Annotated in this window: 17 protein-coding genes and 1 tRNA gene; 11 read left to right on the top strand and 7 right to left on the bottom strand. The window is 66.1% G+C overall.

Annotation, left to right across the window (positions count from 1 at the left end; genetic code table 11):
* Nucleotides 1-9: 9 nt before the first annotated feature.
* Nucleotides 10-525, bottom strand: coding sequence for a DUF4188 domain-containing protein (locus GO488_RS06780; RefSeq protein WP_162317017.1), 516 nt, complete (start codon nt 523-525; stop codon nt 10-12).
* Between the two features lie 62 nt (nt 526-587).
* Nucleotides 588-1,238: a DUF7095 family protein gene (locus tag GO488_RS06775; protein ID WP_162317561.1), complete on the bottom strand. Its 651-nt coding sequence runs from the start codon at nt 1,236-1,238 to the stop codon at nt 588-590.
* A 90-nt stretch (nt 1,239-1,328) separates the two neighbouring features.
* Here GO488_RS06775 and GO488_RS06770 point away from each other — a divergent pair, with 90 nt between their 5' ends.
* The 4 genes from GO488_RS06770 (at nt 1,329) to GO488_RS06755 (ending at nt 4,412) form a co-directional block, all read left to right on the top strand.
* On the top strand, nt 1,329-2,030 hold the full coding sequence (locus GO488_RS06770; protein WP_162317016.1) for an alpha/beta hydrolase: 702 nt from the start codon (nt 1,329-1,331) through the stop codon (nt 2,028-2,030).
* 94 nt (nt 2,031-2,124) lie between these two features.
* On the top strand, nt 2,125-3,126 hold the full coding sequence (gene ncsA, locus GO488_RS06765; protein WP_162317015.1) for a tRNA 2-thiolation protein NcsA: 1,002 nt from the start codon (nt 2,125-2,127) through the stop codon (nt 3,124-3,126).
* 194 nt (nt 3,127-3,320) lie between these two features.
* Nucleotides 3,321-4,073 (top strand): DUF4397 domain-containing protein, encoded by a 753-nt coding sequence (locus GO488_RS06760; RefSeq protein WP_162317014.1) that lies wholly within the window; start codon nt 3,321-3,323, stop codon nt 4,071-4,073.
* Between the two features lie 60 nt (nt 4,074-4,133).
* Complete coding sequence (locus GO488_RS06755; RefSeq protein WP_162317013.1) at nt 4,134-4,412, top strand: ArsR/SmtB family transcription factor; 279 nt, start codon at nt 4,134-4,136, stop codon at nt 4,410-4,412.
* An 81-nt stretch (nt 4,413-4,493) separates the two neighbouring features.
* Here the strand turns inward: GO488_RS06755 and ftsZ are convergent, their stop codons facing one another.
* The 4 genes from ftsZ to GO488_RS06735 form a co-directional block, all read right to left on the bottom strand.
* Nucleotides 4,494-5,723 carry a cell division protein FtsZ gene (ftsZ, locus tag GO488_RS06750; protein ID WP_162317012.1) on the bottom strand — a complete coding sequence of 410 codons (1,230 nt, stop codon included), beginning with the start codon at nt 5,721-5,723 and terminating at the stop codon, nt 4,494-4,496.
* A gap of 2 nt (nt 5,724-5,725) precedes the next feature.
* Nucleotides 5,726-5,908: a ribbon-helix-helix domain-containing protein gene (locus GO488_RS06745; RefSeq protein WP_135301923.1), complete on the bottom strand. Its 183-nt coding sequence runs from the start codon at nt 5,906-5,908 to the stop codon at nt 5,726-5,728.
* Between the two features lie 215 nt (nt 5,909-6,123).
* Complete coding sequence (locus GO488_RS06740) at nt 6,124-6,780, bottom strand: double zinc ribbon domain-containing protein (protein ID WP_162317011.1); 657 nt, start codon at nt 6,778-6,780, stop codon at nt 6,124-6,126.
* 76 nt (nt 6,781-6,856) lie between these two features.
* Entirely contained in the window at nt 6,857-7,081 is a 225-nt protein-coding gene (locus GO488_RS06735; RefSeq protein ID WP_162317010.1) for a hypothetical protein, read from the bottom strand.
* A gap of 181 nt (nt 7,082-7,262) precedes the next feature.
* On the opposite strand from GO488_RS06735, the gene GO488_RS06730 reads away from it, so the two are divergent.
* From GO488_RS06730 to GO488_RS06720, 3 genes are all read left to right on the top strand, one after another.
* A tRNA-Tyr gene (locus GO488_RS06730) sits at nt 7,263-7,336 on the top strand.
* Between the two features lie 404 nt (nt 7,337-7,740).
* Complete coding sequence (locus tag GO488_RS06725) at nt 7,741-8,205, top strand: hypothetical protein (protein WP_162317009.1); 465 nt, start codon at nt 7,741-7,743, stop codon at nt 8,203-8,205.
* A 595-nt stretch (nt 8,206-8,800) separates the two neighbouring features.
* The gene (locus GO488_RS06720) at nt 8,801-9,790 is read left to right on the top strand and encodes an aldo/keto reductase (protein WP_162317008.1); all 990 of its coding nucleotides are present in this window, start codon (nt 8,801-8,803) and stop codon (nt 9,788-9,790) included.
* A gap of 41 nt (nt 9,791-9,831) precedes the next feature.
* Here the strand turns inward: GO488_RS06720 and GO488_RS06715 are convergent, their stop codons facing one another.
* Entirely contained in the window at nt 9,832-10,896 is a 1,065-nt protein-coding gene (locus GO488_RS06715; RefSeq protein WP_162317007.1) for a succinylglutamate desuccinylase/aspartoacylase family protein, read from the bottom strand.
* Nucleotides 10,897-10,973: 77 nt separating this feature from the next.
* On the opposite strand from GO488_RS06715, the gene GO488_RS06710 reads away from it, so the two are divergent.
* From GO488_RS06710 to GO488_RS06695, 4 genes are read left to right on the top strand one after another with little or no spacing between them, the layout of a single operon-like run.
* On the top strand, nt 10,974-11,612 hold the full coding sequence (locus GO488_RS06710; RefSeq protein ID WP_162317006.1) for an HAD family hydrolase: 639 nt from the start codon (nt 10,974-10,976) through the stop codon (nt 11,610-11,612).
* The gene (locus tag GO488_RS06705; RefSeq protein WP_162317005.1) at nt 11,606-12,532 is read left to right on the top strand and encodes a CobD/CbiB family cobalamin biosynthesis protein; all 927 of its coding nucleotides are present in this window, start codon (nt 11,606-11,608) and stop codon (nt 12,530-12,532) included. Before GO488_RS06710 ends, GO488_RS06705 begins: the two co-directional genes overlap by 7 nt.
* Nucleotides 12,523-13,314: an adenosylcobinamide-GDP ribazoletransferase gene (cobS, locus tag GO488_RS06700; protein ID WP_162317004.1), complete on the top strand. Its 792-nt coding sequence runs from the start codon at nt 12,523-12,525 to the stop codon at nt 13,312-13,314. Before GO488_RS06705 ends, cobS begins: the two co-directional genes overlap by 10 nt.
* Complete coding sequence (locus GO488_RS06695; protein ID WP_162317560.1) at nt 13,314-13,853, top strand: NTP transferase domain-containing protein; 540 nt, start codon at nt 13,314-13,316, stop codon at nt 13,851-13,853. The genes cobS and GO488_RS06695 overlap by 1 nt, the downstream gene beginning before the upstream one ends.
* The last annotated feature ends 16 nt before the right edge of the window (nt 13,854-13,869 follow it).

Below are 13,869 nucleotides of genomic sequence, written 5' to 3'. Positions count from 1 at the left end.
GGTCGTCGATCAGGCGTCGGTTCCGTCCTCGTCGGCCGTCGCTCCGTCGCCGGTCCGCCCGAGCCGCTCCGACGCGGTCGCCCGAGCGCCCGTCGCCGGGACGAGACCGGTCGCGGCTCCCAGTCCGAACGGCGGCATGTTGACGTAGACGGACTCGTGGTCGCCGGCTCGAACGCGGTAGGTCTCGTGCCAGATACCCACGTCGCCGCCTTCGCTAACCCTCTGGACGAACCGTTCCCAGGCCGGTACGTGCTCTCGGTCGGCGTCGTGGGCGTACGCGTGTAATTCCTCGAAGGACCGCCAGAACTGCGTCAGAGTGTGATTCCTGATGCCGAAACTGGTCCGGTACCCGAGCAGCCCGCTGTCGGGGTCGGCGTCGAGTTCCCGCAACATCCGGGGCATCGCGAGGAAGACCGGGAGCCACTCGTGGACCTTCCAGAGCTTGTTGAGGCGGATGCCGATGCGAAACACCACGAAATCGTCGTCGACGTCGGCGGTCATCCGGCGCGGGATCGGATCGATCATGGCTGCTAGCTTACACTCTCGACTCCCGACGTATGTCTGTTAGTGTAGGATAATTTATACCATCACACCACGTCGCCGCGGACCGTCGCGCCCTCCTGACGCTCGCGGTAGGCCCGAACGGCGTCGGCGGCCTCGCCGGCTTCCCCGTCGTCCATCCCGAGCATCTCCAGCGCGCCCGACAGCGTCGGCAGGACGAAGTCGCCGTCGCGGAGCTTCTCGAAGGCCTCCTCGGAACGTTGTCCGTCCACCCACAGGCACGCGCCGCGGGGGTCCAGGATCTGCTCGTAGTCGTCGCGGGCCATCGCTCCCTGTAGCCGCTGGGTGACGTTGTCGTCGAAAGAGGCGTTACAGACCTCCAGGTGAATCGGCGCGTCGCCGTCATCGGGCAAGAGGTGTGCGGCCAGACACTTCTCGGGGGCGGCGTGGCCGCTGGCGTTGGCGCGCAGGTACTCGGGGTACTCGTCGGCCCACTCGGCCCGGACCGTCTTGCCGACGCCGTCGACGCCGTGGCTCCGCTCGAACTCCTCGCTCCGCTCGGGGGCGTCCTTGAACAGGATGTCCTTGGTGACGTAGATATCGAGGCGCTCGATGGGGTCCAGTCCCAGCGCCACGTCGCCGTACACCCAGACCTCTCGGACTGGGACCGGCATCGTCTCCGCCTCGACGGTGGCGACGACGTCCTCGACCCGGGAAACGGCCGCCGCGCGGTCCATGCTCATTGATCGTCCGTAGCGGGCGAGCGGGCAAATCGCTGACGCTCTGCCGGCCACGGCCTTTTACAGGGGGCCGTCGAAGGCCCGGCCATGCAGGTTCGCGTCTATGACGACGGAGCGGAGCGAGACTGCCTGCTCGTCCTCGGATGGGGCAACCGCTGCCGTCACGAGAACGTTCGATGGCTCGTCGACCGATTGGCCGAGCGCTATCGCGTCCACGCCGTCGAACTGCCGACGCACATCACCGACGTCCGGCGCGAGTGGGTCGCACCGGTCAGAGAGTACGCCGCCGACCTCGACGACTTCCCGATTCTCGCCCACAGCGCCGGTGGGCTGACGACGGCTCACCTCGACGTCGACGGCGTCACGAACCGCGTCTACCTCAGTCCGTGGTGGGGCGACGACCTCCCGTTCCCGAAGGCGGTCGTCGAGGCGCTCTCACGGCTGCCCGTCACCGAACCGTTCCTCCCCACTGGGACGCTCGAACGCGAGGCCATCGGCGACCTCGCCACCGAGGAACAGATACGCGACGGGCCGGACGCGGCCTCGCCCGCGTTCCTGCGAACGACCCGCCGGGCGCACGCCTCTCTCCCGCCGGCCCGCGAGAACGCCGTCGCATTCTGCAGTCTCACGGACAAGATAGTGGATCCGAGAGCCATCGGCGAGCGCCTGCCCGCCGACCGCATCCGCCTGTACGACGGCGGTCACGAGTTGTTCAGTTCGAGTGCTCGGGACCGCCATATCGACACTGTGCTCGACGCCCTCGAACGCGGCCCGGGCGCGCTCTCGTAGAGCCGCTCTCGACCGTCCGTGTCCTCGTGGGCCACGACGACCGAACCTGAACCGAGACGAAACCCTCACCACCGCTCGCACGAAAGCGGAGACGATGGAGTGTGACAAGTGCGGGGATCACGCGGTGTTGCACGCGGCGTACTCGGGGCTCCACCTCTGTGAGGACCACCTCTGCCGGACCGTCGAGAAGCGGCTCCGGCGGCGGGTGCGCGAGGACGGCCTCGTCCCGGACGACGCCACCCCCGAGGACCCGGACACGTGGGTCATCGGGCTCTCGGGCGGGAAAGACAGCGTCGTCCTCACGTCGATCCTCCACGACGTCTTCGAGCGCGACCCGCGCATCGAACTCGTCGCCCTGTCGATTCACGAGGGGATCGAGGGCTACCGCGATAAGAGCCTGGAGGCCTGCGAGGAACTGACCGAGGACCTGGGTATCCGCCACGAAGTCGTCTCCTACGCCGAGGAGTTCGATGTCCGGATGGACGACGTCGTCGAGAAGGACCCGGAGGGGATGGCCGCCTGCGCGTACTGCGGGGTCTTCCGCCGGGACGTGCTCTCGCGGTACGCCGAGGAACTGGGCGCGGACAAACTGCTGACGGGCCACAACTTAGACGACGAGGCCGAGACGGCGCTGATGAACTTCTTCGAAGGGGACGTCGAGCAGATGGCCCAGCACTTCGACGCCTCGCTCGGACCGTTCGAGACGGGGTCCGACGGCGACGCGCCGACCGAGCGAACGCGCGAGAAACAGGAGCACCACGTCCCGCGAGCGAAACCGCTTCGGGACGTTCCCGAGAAAGAGATCGCGCTCTACGCCCGCTTCCGGGACCTGCCGGCCCACATCACCGAGTGTCCCCACGCCGAGGAGGCCTATCGGGGAGAGGTCCAGCAGTTGATGCTCGGCCTCGAGGAGAACCACCCCGGCACGCGACACTCGATTATGGCCGGCTACGAGAAACTCGCGGCGCTGGCGGCCGACGCCTACGGCGGCGACGACGCCGACGCCGAGTTCGGCGAGTGCGACAGTTGCGGCGCGCCGACCGCTCGGGACCTGTGTCGGAAGTGCAACCTCCTCGACGCGCTCGAAGCGGTGTAATTGGGCGAGAAGGTACCGATTCGTGGATAAGTCGTGTCTACCGCCGGTGTGACTGGTGGCCGATTCGTGTCTCACTCGTGTCCGACTCCGGGACGACTCGTGTCCGACTCGTGCGTGAGTCGTGTCCGTTCCCGGTAGGAATCTGGAAATCGTTCATGTGTCGGTAATCCTCTCTTTCTGACGGTGTATTCCATATGACACCAGATCGACGAGACGTGTTGCGAGGTATCGCTGCGACCGGAACCGCATCCGCCATCGCGGGCGTCGCGAGCGCCCACGACGATGACGACGATGACGATTACGACGACGAGGACGCCCTCGTCCGGGTCGTCCACGCGTCCCCCGACGCTCCGGACGTCGACGTCTACGTCGACGGCGACCGAGTGCTGAGGGACGTCGAGTACGGCACTATCTCGGATTATCTCCGGGTCGAACCGGACGAGTACGAGGTGAAGATAACCGCCGCCGGCGACCGGGACGCCATCGTCTTCGAGGACGACCTGGAGCTCGAGGAGGACGAGGCGTACACCGTCGTCGCCACCGGCGAGTTCGAGGAGGACGACTTCGAGGTGTTCGTCTACGAGGACGACCGTAGCACCCGCCGAGACCGGGCGCGCGTCCGAGTGATCCACGCCTCGCCGGACGCTCCCGACGTCGACGTGACCCTCGACGAGGGTGATACTGTCCTCGTCGAGGACCTCGAATTCGGCGAGGAGAGCGACTACCTGACGGTCAAGCCGGACCGCTACGAGCTCGAAGTGCGACCCGCGAGTTCGAAGAACGACAACCCCTTCGACGCGGAGTTCGACGCCCGCCTCCGCCGAGGCCGAGTGTACACTATCGTCGCCACCGGGTTCTTTATGCCCGATAAAGCGGCAGAGTACGAGGTCTTCGACCTCCTGGCCGCAGTCGACGCTCGGCGCGACGGCGACGACGACGATCACTGAGTCGGCTTACCGCTGATACGCGGCGTATACTAAGGGCGTCCCAACGCGTCCGTGTCGCCGATGGAGACCGTGCTCTGGCAGGTCCTCGCCGGCACCGAGGGCGGGCCCAACCGGGTCCGGATCCTTCGCGCCCTCGATGAGCGACCGCGGAACCGCCACCGGCTCGCCGACGACCTCTCGCTCAACTACAAGACGGTCGAACACCACCTCGACGTGCTCTCGAAGCACGGGCTGGTCGAACACAGCGACTCCGACTACGGGGCCGTCTACTTCACGACGGAGACGGCCCGAGAACACTGGTCGATCGTCGAACGAATCGCTGAGACGACTGACACCTAGCAGCGGTCCCGTTCGATTGACAGCGGTCGTCGGACGCCGTCGCTCGGAGCGCGAAAACGGGGAGGAAAGAGGGGTCGGCGGTTACTCGTTCGTCCGGATGACGTCGAGGCCGTTGTTCTTCTCGCGCTGGTCGCGGCCGCCGTCGGTCTCACCGTAGCCGCTGGGGCTGCCGGCGTGGTTGGCGGTGCCGCCGTCGCTGGCGCTGGTTTCGAAGTTCTCGGAGGCGTCGAAGGAGGTGTCGTCGCCGACCTCCTGGATCGCCTCGCGGGACTTGTTGGCCTGCTTCTGCGTGGTCGGGCCGAGCACCTGCGCGGACTGGACGCCGGTCATGATGGCCATGACGCGGACCTTGCCCTTGTACTCCTCCTGGATGCGGGCTCCCCAGATGACGTTCGCCGAGGCCTCGAGGCGCTCGGTGATGTTCTGGGCGATGCCCTCGGCCTCCTTCAGCGTGAGGTCCGGGCCGCCGGTGATGTGGACCAGGCCGCCACTGGCACCGCGGTAGTCCACGTCCAGCAGCGGGTGGTTCATCGCGTCCTTGACGACCTCCTGGGTCTTGTTCTTGTCCTGGGTCTCACCGACGAGCATCACCGCGACGCCGCCCTGATTCATGATGGAGGTCATGTCGGCGTAGTCGAGGTTGATGAGGCTCGGCTGGGTGATGGTCTCGGAGATGCCCTTGACCGTCTCGGCGATTATCTGGTCCATCACCGAGAACGCCTTGCCGATGGGCAGGTTCGGGACGTAGTCGAGCAGGCGGTTGTTGTCCAGCACGATGATGGAGTCCGCCTCGTTGCGGAGCTTCTCTAGGCCCTCTTCGGCCTTCACCGTGCGGGCGCGCTCGACGTTGAACGGCGTCGAGACCATGCCGACGACGATCGCGCCCTGCTCCTTGGCGATCTTCGAGACGACGGGAGCGGCACCGGTCCCGGTCCCGCCGCCCATGCCGGCCGTGACGAACACGAGGTCCGCGTCGCCCAGCACTTCCTTGATAGTCCCCTGTGCCATCTCGGTGGCGCGCTCGCCCATCGAGGGGTCGCCGCCGGCACCGAGTCCGTTGGTGAGGGACTTGCCGACCAGAATCTTCGTGTCGGCTTCGATCATCTTGAGGTGCTGTTTGTCCGTGTTGATGGCGACGGTGTCGGCACCCTCGACGCCGATGTTGTAGAGCCGATTGACGGTGTTGTTCCCGGCACCGCCACAGCCGACGATGACGATCCGCGGGTCGCCGAACCCGTCGACGTCGTCCTCGGACATCTTCTGCTGTTCCTGCTCGTCGCGCTCGAGGGCCTCGTTGACGATGTCCTGCATCGTTAGGCCCTCGCCCACGTCCGCTTTTGCTTCTCCGAGGCGCGCTCGGAACCGTCCTGTTCTGCGAGCATCTCACGGACGGCCGACCGGATCGCCTCGCTCCGGTTGGGGTACTCCCCCGTCTCGACCATCTGTTCGACCTCTTCGATCTGCTGCTTCGGAATCCGTAGTGTCACACGCTCCATTGTTGTTGGTCCCCTTTGGGTAAGACGGCCCGGGCGAGTCGAGATTTCGACCCGTCCGGTTGTTTACACCGTGAAATCGACAGCCGATGGCGGGATGCCACCGTTGCGCACACCGTGTAAGACGACCGTCTTACGCAAGATGTACCACAAACTGGGGGATATTAAAACTATCGCCGAGTGTATGACAAACGCGCGTTTACGTCAGAAGAAACACGCTACCGCTCGTTTGCGCCACTTCGGGATTGGTCGAGTACGTCCGCCGCCGGCGTCCGACGACCGCAGCTGGGACAGAATCCCCAGTCGGACCGGATCTCGTCACCGCAGTCACAGAAGACGCGCCGGGACGCCTTCTCGCCGCAATTCGGACAGTAAACGTGGTCTGCGGAGAGGTTTTCGCCGCATTGCGCACAGGAGCTCTGTTCGCTCGGCTCCGCGTTTTCACGGCGTTTGGCCGGTGTCTTACGGCCCTCGGAGCCGTGTGATACGTCCTCAGCAGTGTCGGCAGCGGCGGTGTCAGACGCGTGTGACTCGGCCGCCCCTTCGGTCGCCACAGCGCCACGTTCGGCGTCGAGTGAGATGTTTACGTTGACGTCCTGTGGCTGCCGCGCGGGCGGTCGCTCCGCTCGCTCGGACAACCGGTCGGTGATGATGGCGTCGACGCGCTCCGCGATGAGTTCGTCGATGCTCTCGGTGTCGGTCACCGATTCGGCCCCCGTCGACTCGGCGGAGTCAGAGCGGGCGGGCGACGGGTCGTCGCCGCTCCCGTCGAGGTACGCTCGGAGGGCCTCGCGCATGACCTCGCTCTTCGAGGCGTCGAACGCTTCGAGGCGTTCGATGAGGTCGTCGTCAGCGCGGAACGTGATCTTGCTCATCCAACTCGTAAGACAGGTCGTCACCCGGGTATTAAAATCTTCCCGCTGGGTCAGACGCACGGCCGGCGAGACGCGTTCACTCTCGCGGGTCGAACCCGGCGTCCCAGCGGTCGCCGCAGTCGGGACACTCGACTTGATACGCGTTCGACCGCAGGAAGTGTGACGTCTCTTCGACGGACAGCTCTCCCGCATCGCGAGCGCACGCGACGTGGAATCCGGCACCGCAGTGGTCGCACGTCACCGATCGCAGCTCGCTGGTGAGGCGGTCCGAACAGTAGATGCAGTCCCCGAGCACTGTCACGGACGTACAACGACCGCTGGTTTACGTGTTGCCCATACTGTGAGGCGGCTGTCGCGATGAACGGAAAGCCGGGCGATCCAGGGAGGTACATACGTGGTACGCGTCCCCGTGTGAGCGCCCCGCGAACGCCCCGAGAATAACAATCCTTAAGTCCGGACGGCGGGCTAATTCCTGTTGCTGCCCGCCCTTAGCTCAGACTGGTAGAGCAGTCGACTGTAGATCGACTTGTCCCCCGTTCAAATCGGGGAGGGCGGACTTACATTGCTGCCGCCTGCGAACGGAGTGAGCCAGCGGCAGCTATTCAGTCGCCCACGACCCGATTTGAGCCGACGAGTCGCAGCGCCGAGCGGAGCGAGGCGACCGTCTCGGCTCGTTCAAATCGGGTCGTGGGCGGATACTTCTCGCGGCGCTCAACGACGAGCGCCGCGTGTGTGCTCAATCCCGGACCGATTTGAACACACCAGTCGCACGCTCGCGAAACGCCCTATGTGTGGACGGGAACATCTGACACCTGTTCAAATTGAATACGTTGAGAGGTGGTGGCTCATTTTTGATTTCTCTCTAACCATATGGTTAAAGTTATATTACCAAAATGACCCACACGGTTGTTTGTAGATATTGACAAGTATTTATTACGATTCAACTGATCTATTTGTTGAATGTCCGAATCTGATAGAGAATGGTTGTTTGAACAGATAGACCGTGATAATATGAGCAACGATGAGTTCTTGAAAGCGTACCTGACTCGACTGCTAGAACATTATTCGTATGAGAATCTATCAGGTCTCCCAGAAGGCCAGTTAGATAGAGAATTTGAGATCGTGAATGAACGCTTTAATAATCTACTTACAGAGTTCCCTAACTCTGACAACTCTCTAATGGACGAGACTACTCAGAAAGTTATGTTTGACATCGATTTCGATGAATTGACAGAAGAGCAATTGCTGGAGATTAGGTTGTCGATGAGGCAAATCGATAGAAATCTCAACAGAGCAGTGAAGGATGCGCACAATGAGAGACTTCAACACCGAACAACGATTGGACGCTTGATAATGGAATTCGCAGGTAAGATCACACCCGGAACAAGCCAACATGTAGAGGTCTACCCTGAGATCGATAAATAACCTTCCTCTATTTGTATCGTGTATTGTTGTATTGGCCTGTTTCGCGTCTTGATGAGATCTACACTAGTAACCTACATGTGATGACTCAATGAAGGTAATGATATAATATCGAACTAGTAACCAATCGAGTGTCGAATGGGTTCCCACCAATCCAAAGACCGAGCGACTCGCGAACGAGTCAGGCGATCGAGCAGTTCTCGACGCGAACGCCCGTGACCTGTACGGAGAACCGTCATATCGCGGCTGTGAAACCGCGTGAACTACCCTCCCTCTTTTTGGCGGAGCGGGTAGAAGCATGGCTTGGTCGTCGATGGGAGTCTTTGACAAAGCACGCAACGTTTCCCAACTCGGGGAACAGGATAGATGCCCGTACATCTGTCTGGAATGTGAGGAGTCGTTCGAAGTCCAGTACCACTCCTGTCCGGTCTGTGACGGATACGACGTCCGCCGGGCCGAGTGGGTCGAATAGCCCTCGACGTCCACACTGGCACGTCCTAACCGATGCTATCGGGCTCAACGCCCTTTTTTGCCGCCTGTCTCCAGCGTTGCATGCCGCTTGGCACAGCCACAAGTGACCGCGAGCGGTAGCGAGCGTATGCGACATCGCCAACTCGGGACGACGGGGTTCGACGTGACAGAGGTCGGCTTCGGGACGTGGAACATCGGCGGCGACTGGGGCGACGTGGACGAAGAGGCGGGCCGAGAGGCGGTCCGGGCCGCGCTCGACGCCGGCATCGACTTCATCGACACTGCCGACGTCTACGGCGACGGCTTCAGCGAGCAGCGCATCGGCGAGGTGCTCGACGAGCGCGGCGTCCGCGAGGAGGTGACGGTGGCGACGAAGGCCGGCCGCCGCCTCGACCCGCACACTGCCGACCGCTACGACTACGAGAACCTCTCGAAGTTCGTGGACCGCTCGCGGGAGTACCTCGGCGTCGAGACGCTGGGGCTCGTCCAGCTGCACTGCCCGCCGACCGAGGCGTACTATCAGCCGGAGACGTTCGAGGCGCTCGATCGCCTGAGAGACGAGGGGAAGATAGACCACTACGGCGTCAGCGTCGAGAAGGTCGAACAGGCGCTGAAAGCCATCGAATATCCCGGCGTCGAGACGGTCCAGATAATCTTCAACATGTTCCGCCAGCGACCCGCGGAGCTGTTCTTCGAGGAGGCCGCCCGCCGCGACGTGGGCGTCATCGTTCGGGTCCCGCTGGCGTCGGGGCTGCTGACCGGCGAACTCTCGCGCGATATGGAGTTTCCGGAGAACGACCACCGTAACTTCAACATCGAGGGAGAGGCCTTCGACCGCGGCGAGACGTTCGCCGGCCTACCGGTCGAGGACGGCTTCGACGCCGTCGATGAACTGCGCGAGCACGTCCCCGAGGAGACGACGATGGCCCAGATGGCGCTGCGCTGGATCCTCGACCACGACGCCGTCTCGACGGTCATCCCCGGGTCGACGACGCCCGAGCATATCGAGGCCAACGCCGCGGCCAGCGAGAAAGCGCCGCTCTCGAACCAGACTCACGGCGCGGTGCGGGACATCTACGAGGAGTACGTCTTCGACTCGGTTCACCACCGCTGGTGAGACGCGCGTTTTTGCCTCTGTCTCGCTGACGGGGCTTGGTCCTAGTCGAGTTCCGCCTTCTCACCGCGCCATCGGAGGCCGCGCTGTCGGTAGCCGTCGAACTCGCCGCGGTCGATCTCGGCGACGATCTCATCGTGTGTCGTCTCGTCGATGCGGACGAGGTGACAGAGGGGGTGCCCCGGTTGGGCGACCGGGTTCTCCAGGACACCGACGAGGATACCGGTGAAGGGTGCCGTGACGGTCCGTTCCTCCCGCTTGAAGTGGTCGCTGATAGTGCAGATAGGCGCGCCTTCTTCGACGAGCGGGTACGGTCCCCACTGCATCTCGACGAGGCCGCCGGTGTCGGCGCGAAGCCACGTCTTATCGCCCTGGTCGGCGGGGACCGAGCGGAGCCACCCCGGCCACGTGACCGTCGCCGTCGGATCGACGCCGAACTCGGCGAAGACGCTGCTGACGCCCTCTAGCGCTCGCTCGATGAGCGTCGGCTGGAAGCGGTGGGCCTTCCCCATCTCTATCGTGATCGTCGGCGTCCCGTCCGCGGTCGCGGTCCGTCGGAGCGACCCCACGTCGCCCGGACCGGCGATGACGACGTTCGCGCCGAACGCGCGGGCCAGTCGGTCGACGGTGGCGTCGGACGTGTCGGCTCGGACGTGATACATCGTCGTCCGGTTGCGCGTGGAGGTGTGAAAGTCGAGCAGCAGATCACACTGAGAGACGAACGTCTCGTAGATGTTGTTGGCCATCCGCTCGGCCGTGTTGCTCCGGGGCTTGCCCGGGAACGCCCGGTTGAGATCCTGGTCGTAGATGGGGATGTCCCGAGTCTGGGCGATGTAGCCCGGGACGTTCACGACGTGCAAGCAGACGAGCGTCCCGTGGACGTCGGCCGGGTCGTAGCGGTCGGCGACCTCCTGGAGGACCTTGACGCCGTTGAGTTCGTCCCCGTGAACCGCCGCGGTCAGACCGACGGTCGGGCCGTCGCGGGCACCGTCGACGATGGTCACCGGAATCTCTATCGGGTCCCCGAGGTACGTCTCGCCCACCTCGTGTCTGACGTGCCGCGTTTCCCCCGGTCGCACCTCTCCCTCGTACCGAAACGTCTCGGCCATGCCCCGTCCACCACGTGGGCCGCCATAACTCTGGCTCCACCGCACAGTTCAAGTGCGCTTGCAGTAATCTCACGCGTATGGCGGTCTCTTTCGACCTGTTCGGGACGCTCGTCGCCGCCGACCGATCCGACGCGCCGTGGGACGCCGTGGCCGAGCGGCTCGACGCGCGCGGCGTCACCGTCCCCGACGACTGGGAGGCCGCCTATCGAAGTTCTCATCGCGAGTACGACCGCGGCCGGGAGGCCCCGCTCGACGAGCACGTCCGCCTCGCGCTGGCGAGTCGCGGCGTCGAGGTCGGCGAGACCACCGCTCGCGAGGCAGTTCTCGCGGCCTTCGACGTCCCGGTGACTGTCAGGGACGGCGCACGCGAGGCGCTTGCCGCCGCGCACGACCGCGGTCCCGTCGCCGTCTGCTCGAACTGCAGCGTCCCCGGACTGGTCGAGCGGACGCTCGACCGGGCCGACCTCAGTCCGGAGGCCGCGCTCGCGCCCGACACCGTCGTCGCCAGCGTCGACTGCGGTTGGCGCAAGCCGTTCGAGCCGATCTTCGCGGCGACGGCCGACGCACTGGGCGTCCCGCTCTCCGCGCTCGTCCACGTCGGCGACGACGCCCGCACCGACGGTGGCGCGGGACGGGTCGGCGCGGCGTCGATCCTGTTGGAGGACGTGCCGCTTCCGACGGTCGCCGTGCGGCTCCGGGAGGGGACGCTGTGCTGAGCGCGCTCGCGGTCGGCGTCGCCGCGGCGCTCGAAGCGGCCGTCGGCGAACCGCCGACGCGGTACCACCCCGTCGCGTGGTTCGGTTCGCTCGTCGCGCCGCTGGACCAGGAGTGGCGAAGCGACGCTCACGCGTTCGCGGCCGGTGGGCTCGGCGCGCTCGTCCTCCCGCTGTTCGCGGCGCTGGCCGTCGGCGCGTCGGTCGCGCTAGCCGAAACGCTCTCCCCGATGGCTGGGGCGCTCGCGGCCGGTCTCGCGCTGTTCCTGACGACCAGTCTCCGCGAACTCCTCGTCGCCGCGCGGTCGGTCGTCGCGGACTCCGAGACCGACCCCGAAGCCGCTCGCGACGGACTGCTCGCGCTGGTCGGCCGGGACGCCGCCGGTCTCTCGCCGGGTCTCCTCCGCAGCGCGGCCGTCGAGAGCGCCGCCGAGAACCTCGCGGACGGACTGGTCGCCTCGCTCGGCGCGTTCGTCCTCGGCGCGGCACTCGCGCCGCTGGCCGGGTTGCCGGCGCTCCCCGTCGCCGCCGCTGTCGCCGCTTGGGTCAAGGCCGTCAACACGATGGACTCGATGCTCGGCTATCGCTCGAAGCGCGTGGGGACACCCGCCGCGCGCCTCGACGACGCCGTGATGTGGCTCCCGGCGCGGGCGAGCGCTCTGCTGTTGGCCGTCGCGTTCGCCGACCCGCGCTCGCTCGTCCGCGCTCGCGGATGGCTGAGTCGCGTCTCCTCACCGAACTCGGGGTGGCCGATGGGGGCCGTCGCCGCCGCTCTCGACGCTCGGCTGGAGAAACCCGGCGTCTACCTTCTGAACGCCAGCGCGGACCTTCCGGACAGAACGGCGGCGCAGCGCGGCGTGCGCGGCGTCGGCCGCGCCGGCCTGCTCGCTTACGCGCTCGGGGGGGTGCTCGCGTGGTTTTGAGCGCCGTGCGCGGGGCGCTCGGCTTCCTCTCGCGGCTCCCGATCGGCCACAGCGAGGCCGCGTGGGACGCCTTCGCCGCGACCCCGGCGGCGTTCCCGCTGGCGGGCTACGTCGTCGGCGCGCTGGTCGCCGTCCCGTTCCTCGCCGTCGGACTCGTCCCCGCGCCGGTCGTCGCGGCGGCGTACCTCGCCGGGGTCGTCGTCGTCACGGGCGTCAACCACGCCGACGGCCTCGCGGACCTCGGCGACGCGGCCGTGGTCCACGGCGACCCCGCCGAGCGCCGCGAGGCGATGCGCGACACGACGGTCGGCGTCGGCGCGGTGCTGGCGCTCGGGACCGCTCTCGTCGGACTGGCGCTCGGCGCGCTCGCCGTGGCGGGACTGCCGACGCTCGCGGCCGTCGCTATTGTCGTCGCCGCGGAGGTCGGCGCGAAGCTTTCGATGGCGACGCTCGCGTGTCTCGGCAGTCCGAGCCACGAGGGGTTCGGCGAGACCGTCCTGTCAGACAAGCGGCCGCGAGACGTCCTCGCGTCGGTCGCGGCGGCGCTTCCGGCCGCCGCGCTCGTCGTTCCGGCGGCGACCGTCGCCGTCGCCGCCGGACCGGTCGTCGCCCTCCTCCTCGAACGGTGGGCCGACCGTCGCCTCGACGGCGTCGGCGGCGACGTCTTCGGCGCGGCCAACGAGCTCTCGCGGGTCGTCGCCCTGCACGCGGCCGTCGTCGCGTGGACGCTCTTCGACTGGGAACTCGTCGATTGGGGGGTGCTCGCGTGGACGCGCTGGTGATGTGCGGCGGGCGCGGGACGCGCCTCGACGCCGACCGCGAGAAGCCCCTGTTCGAAGTCGGCGGCGTCCCGATGGTCGACCGCGTACTCCGTGCGATCGAAGCCAGCGGCGTCGAGCGAGCGTACGCCGTCACGTCGCCGAACGCCCCCGAGACCCGCGCTCATCTCGACGTGCCGCGTATCGAGACGCCCGGCGAAGGGTACGTCGCGGACCTCGACCGGGCGCTGTCGGACGCTCGTCTCACGACGCCGGTGCTGACCGTCGCGGCGGACCTCCCGCTGCTCGACGGCGAGATACTCGATCGAGTGCTGGCTGCCCACGACGGCGGCTCGCTCTCGGTGCTCGTTCCGGCCGCTCGCAAGCGCGAACTCGGCGTCAGCGACGACGCAACCTTCGAGCGGGCGGGCGAGGAGGTCGCACCGACCGGCGTCAACGTCGTCGGCGACGACGACGAGGGCGCGTGGCGTCCGACGGACGTGCGACTGGCGGTCAACGTCAACACGCGTTCAGACGCTCGCGTGGCCGAGCAATATCTGTAACACGCGAAACATACTC

Source organism: Haloarcula limicola (assembly GCF_010119205.1).
Classification (GTDB): Archaea; Halobacteriota; Halobacteria; order Halobacteriales; family Haloarculaceae; genus Haloarcula; species Haloarcula limicola.
The sequence above is the reverse complement of the archived record's forward strand: the minus strand, read 5'-3'. Positions and strand labels throughout refer to the sequence as shown.

Coding starts and splice junctions, on each gene's coding strand:
- GO488_RS06780 (WP_162317017.1), bottom strand. CDS start 525: ATGATCGATCCGATCCCGCGCCGGATGACCGCCGACGTCGACGACGAT.
- GO488_RS06775 (WP_162317561.1), bottom strand. CDS start 1,238: ATGGACCGCGCGGCGGCCGTTTCCCGGGTCGAGGACGTCGTCGCCACC.
- GO488_RS06770 (WP_162317016.1), top strand. CDS start 1,329: ATGCAGGTTCGCGTCTATGACGACGGAGCGGAGCGAGACTGCCTGCTC.
- ncsA (WP_162317015.1), top strand. CDS start 2,125: ATGGAGTGTGACAAGTGCGGGGATCACGCGGTGTTGCACGCGGCGTAC.
- GO488_RS06760 (WP_162317014.1), top strand. CDS start 3,321: ATGACACCAGATCGACGAGACGTGTTGCGAGGTATCGCTGCGACCGGA.
- GO488_RS06755 (WP_162317013.1), top strand. CDS start 4,134: ATGGAGACCGTGCTCTGGCAGGTCCTCGCCGGCACCGAGGGCGGGCCC.
- ftsZ (WP_162317012.1), bottom strand. CDS start 5,723: ATGCAGGACATCGTCAACGAGGCCCTCGAGCGCGACGAGCAGGAACAG.
- GO488_RS06745 (WP_135301923.1), bottom strand. CDS start 5,908: ATGGAGCGTGTGACACTACGGATTCCGAAGCAGCAGATCGAAGAGGTC.
- GO488_RS06740 (WP_162317011.1), bottom strand. CDS start 6,780: ATGAGCAAGATCACGTTCCGCGCTGACGACGACCTCATCGAACGCCTC.
- GO488_RS06725 (WP_162317009.1), top strand. CDS start 7,741: ATGTCCGAATCTGATAGAGAATGGTTGTTTGAACAGATAGACCGTGAT.
- GO488_RS06720 (WP_162317008.1), top strand. CDS start 8,801: ATGCGACATCGCCAACTCGGGACGACGGGGTTCGACGTGACAGAGGTC.
- GO488_RS06715 (WP_162317007.1), bottom strand. CDS start 10,896: ATGGCCGAGACGTTTCGGTACGAGGGAGAGGTGCGACCGGGGGAAACG.
- GO488_RS06710 (WP_162317006.1), top strand. CDS start 10,974: ATGGCGGTCTCTTTCGACCTGTTCGGGACGCTCGTCGCCGCCGACCGA.
- GO488_RS06695 (WP_162317560.1), top strand. CDS start 13,314: ATGTGCGGCGGGCGCGGGACGCGCCTCGACGCCGACCGCGAGAAGCCC.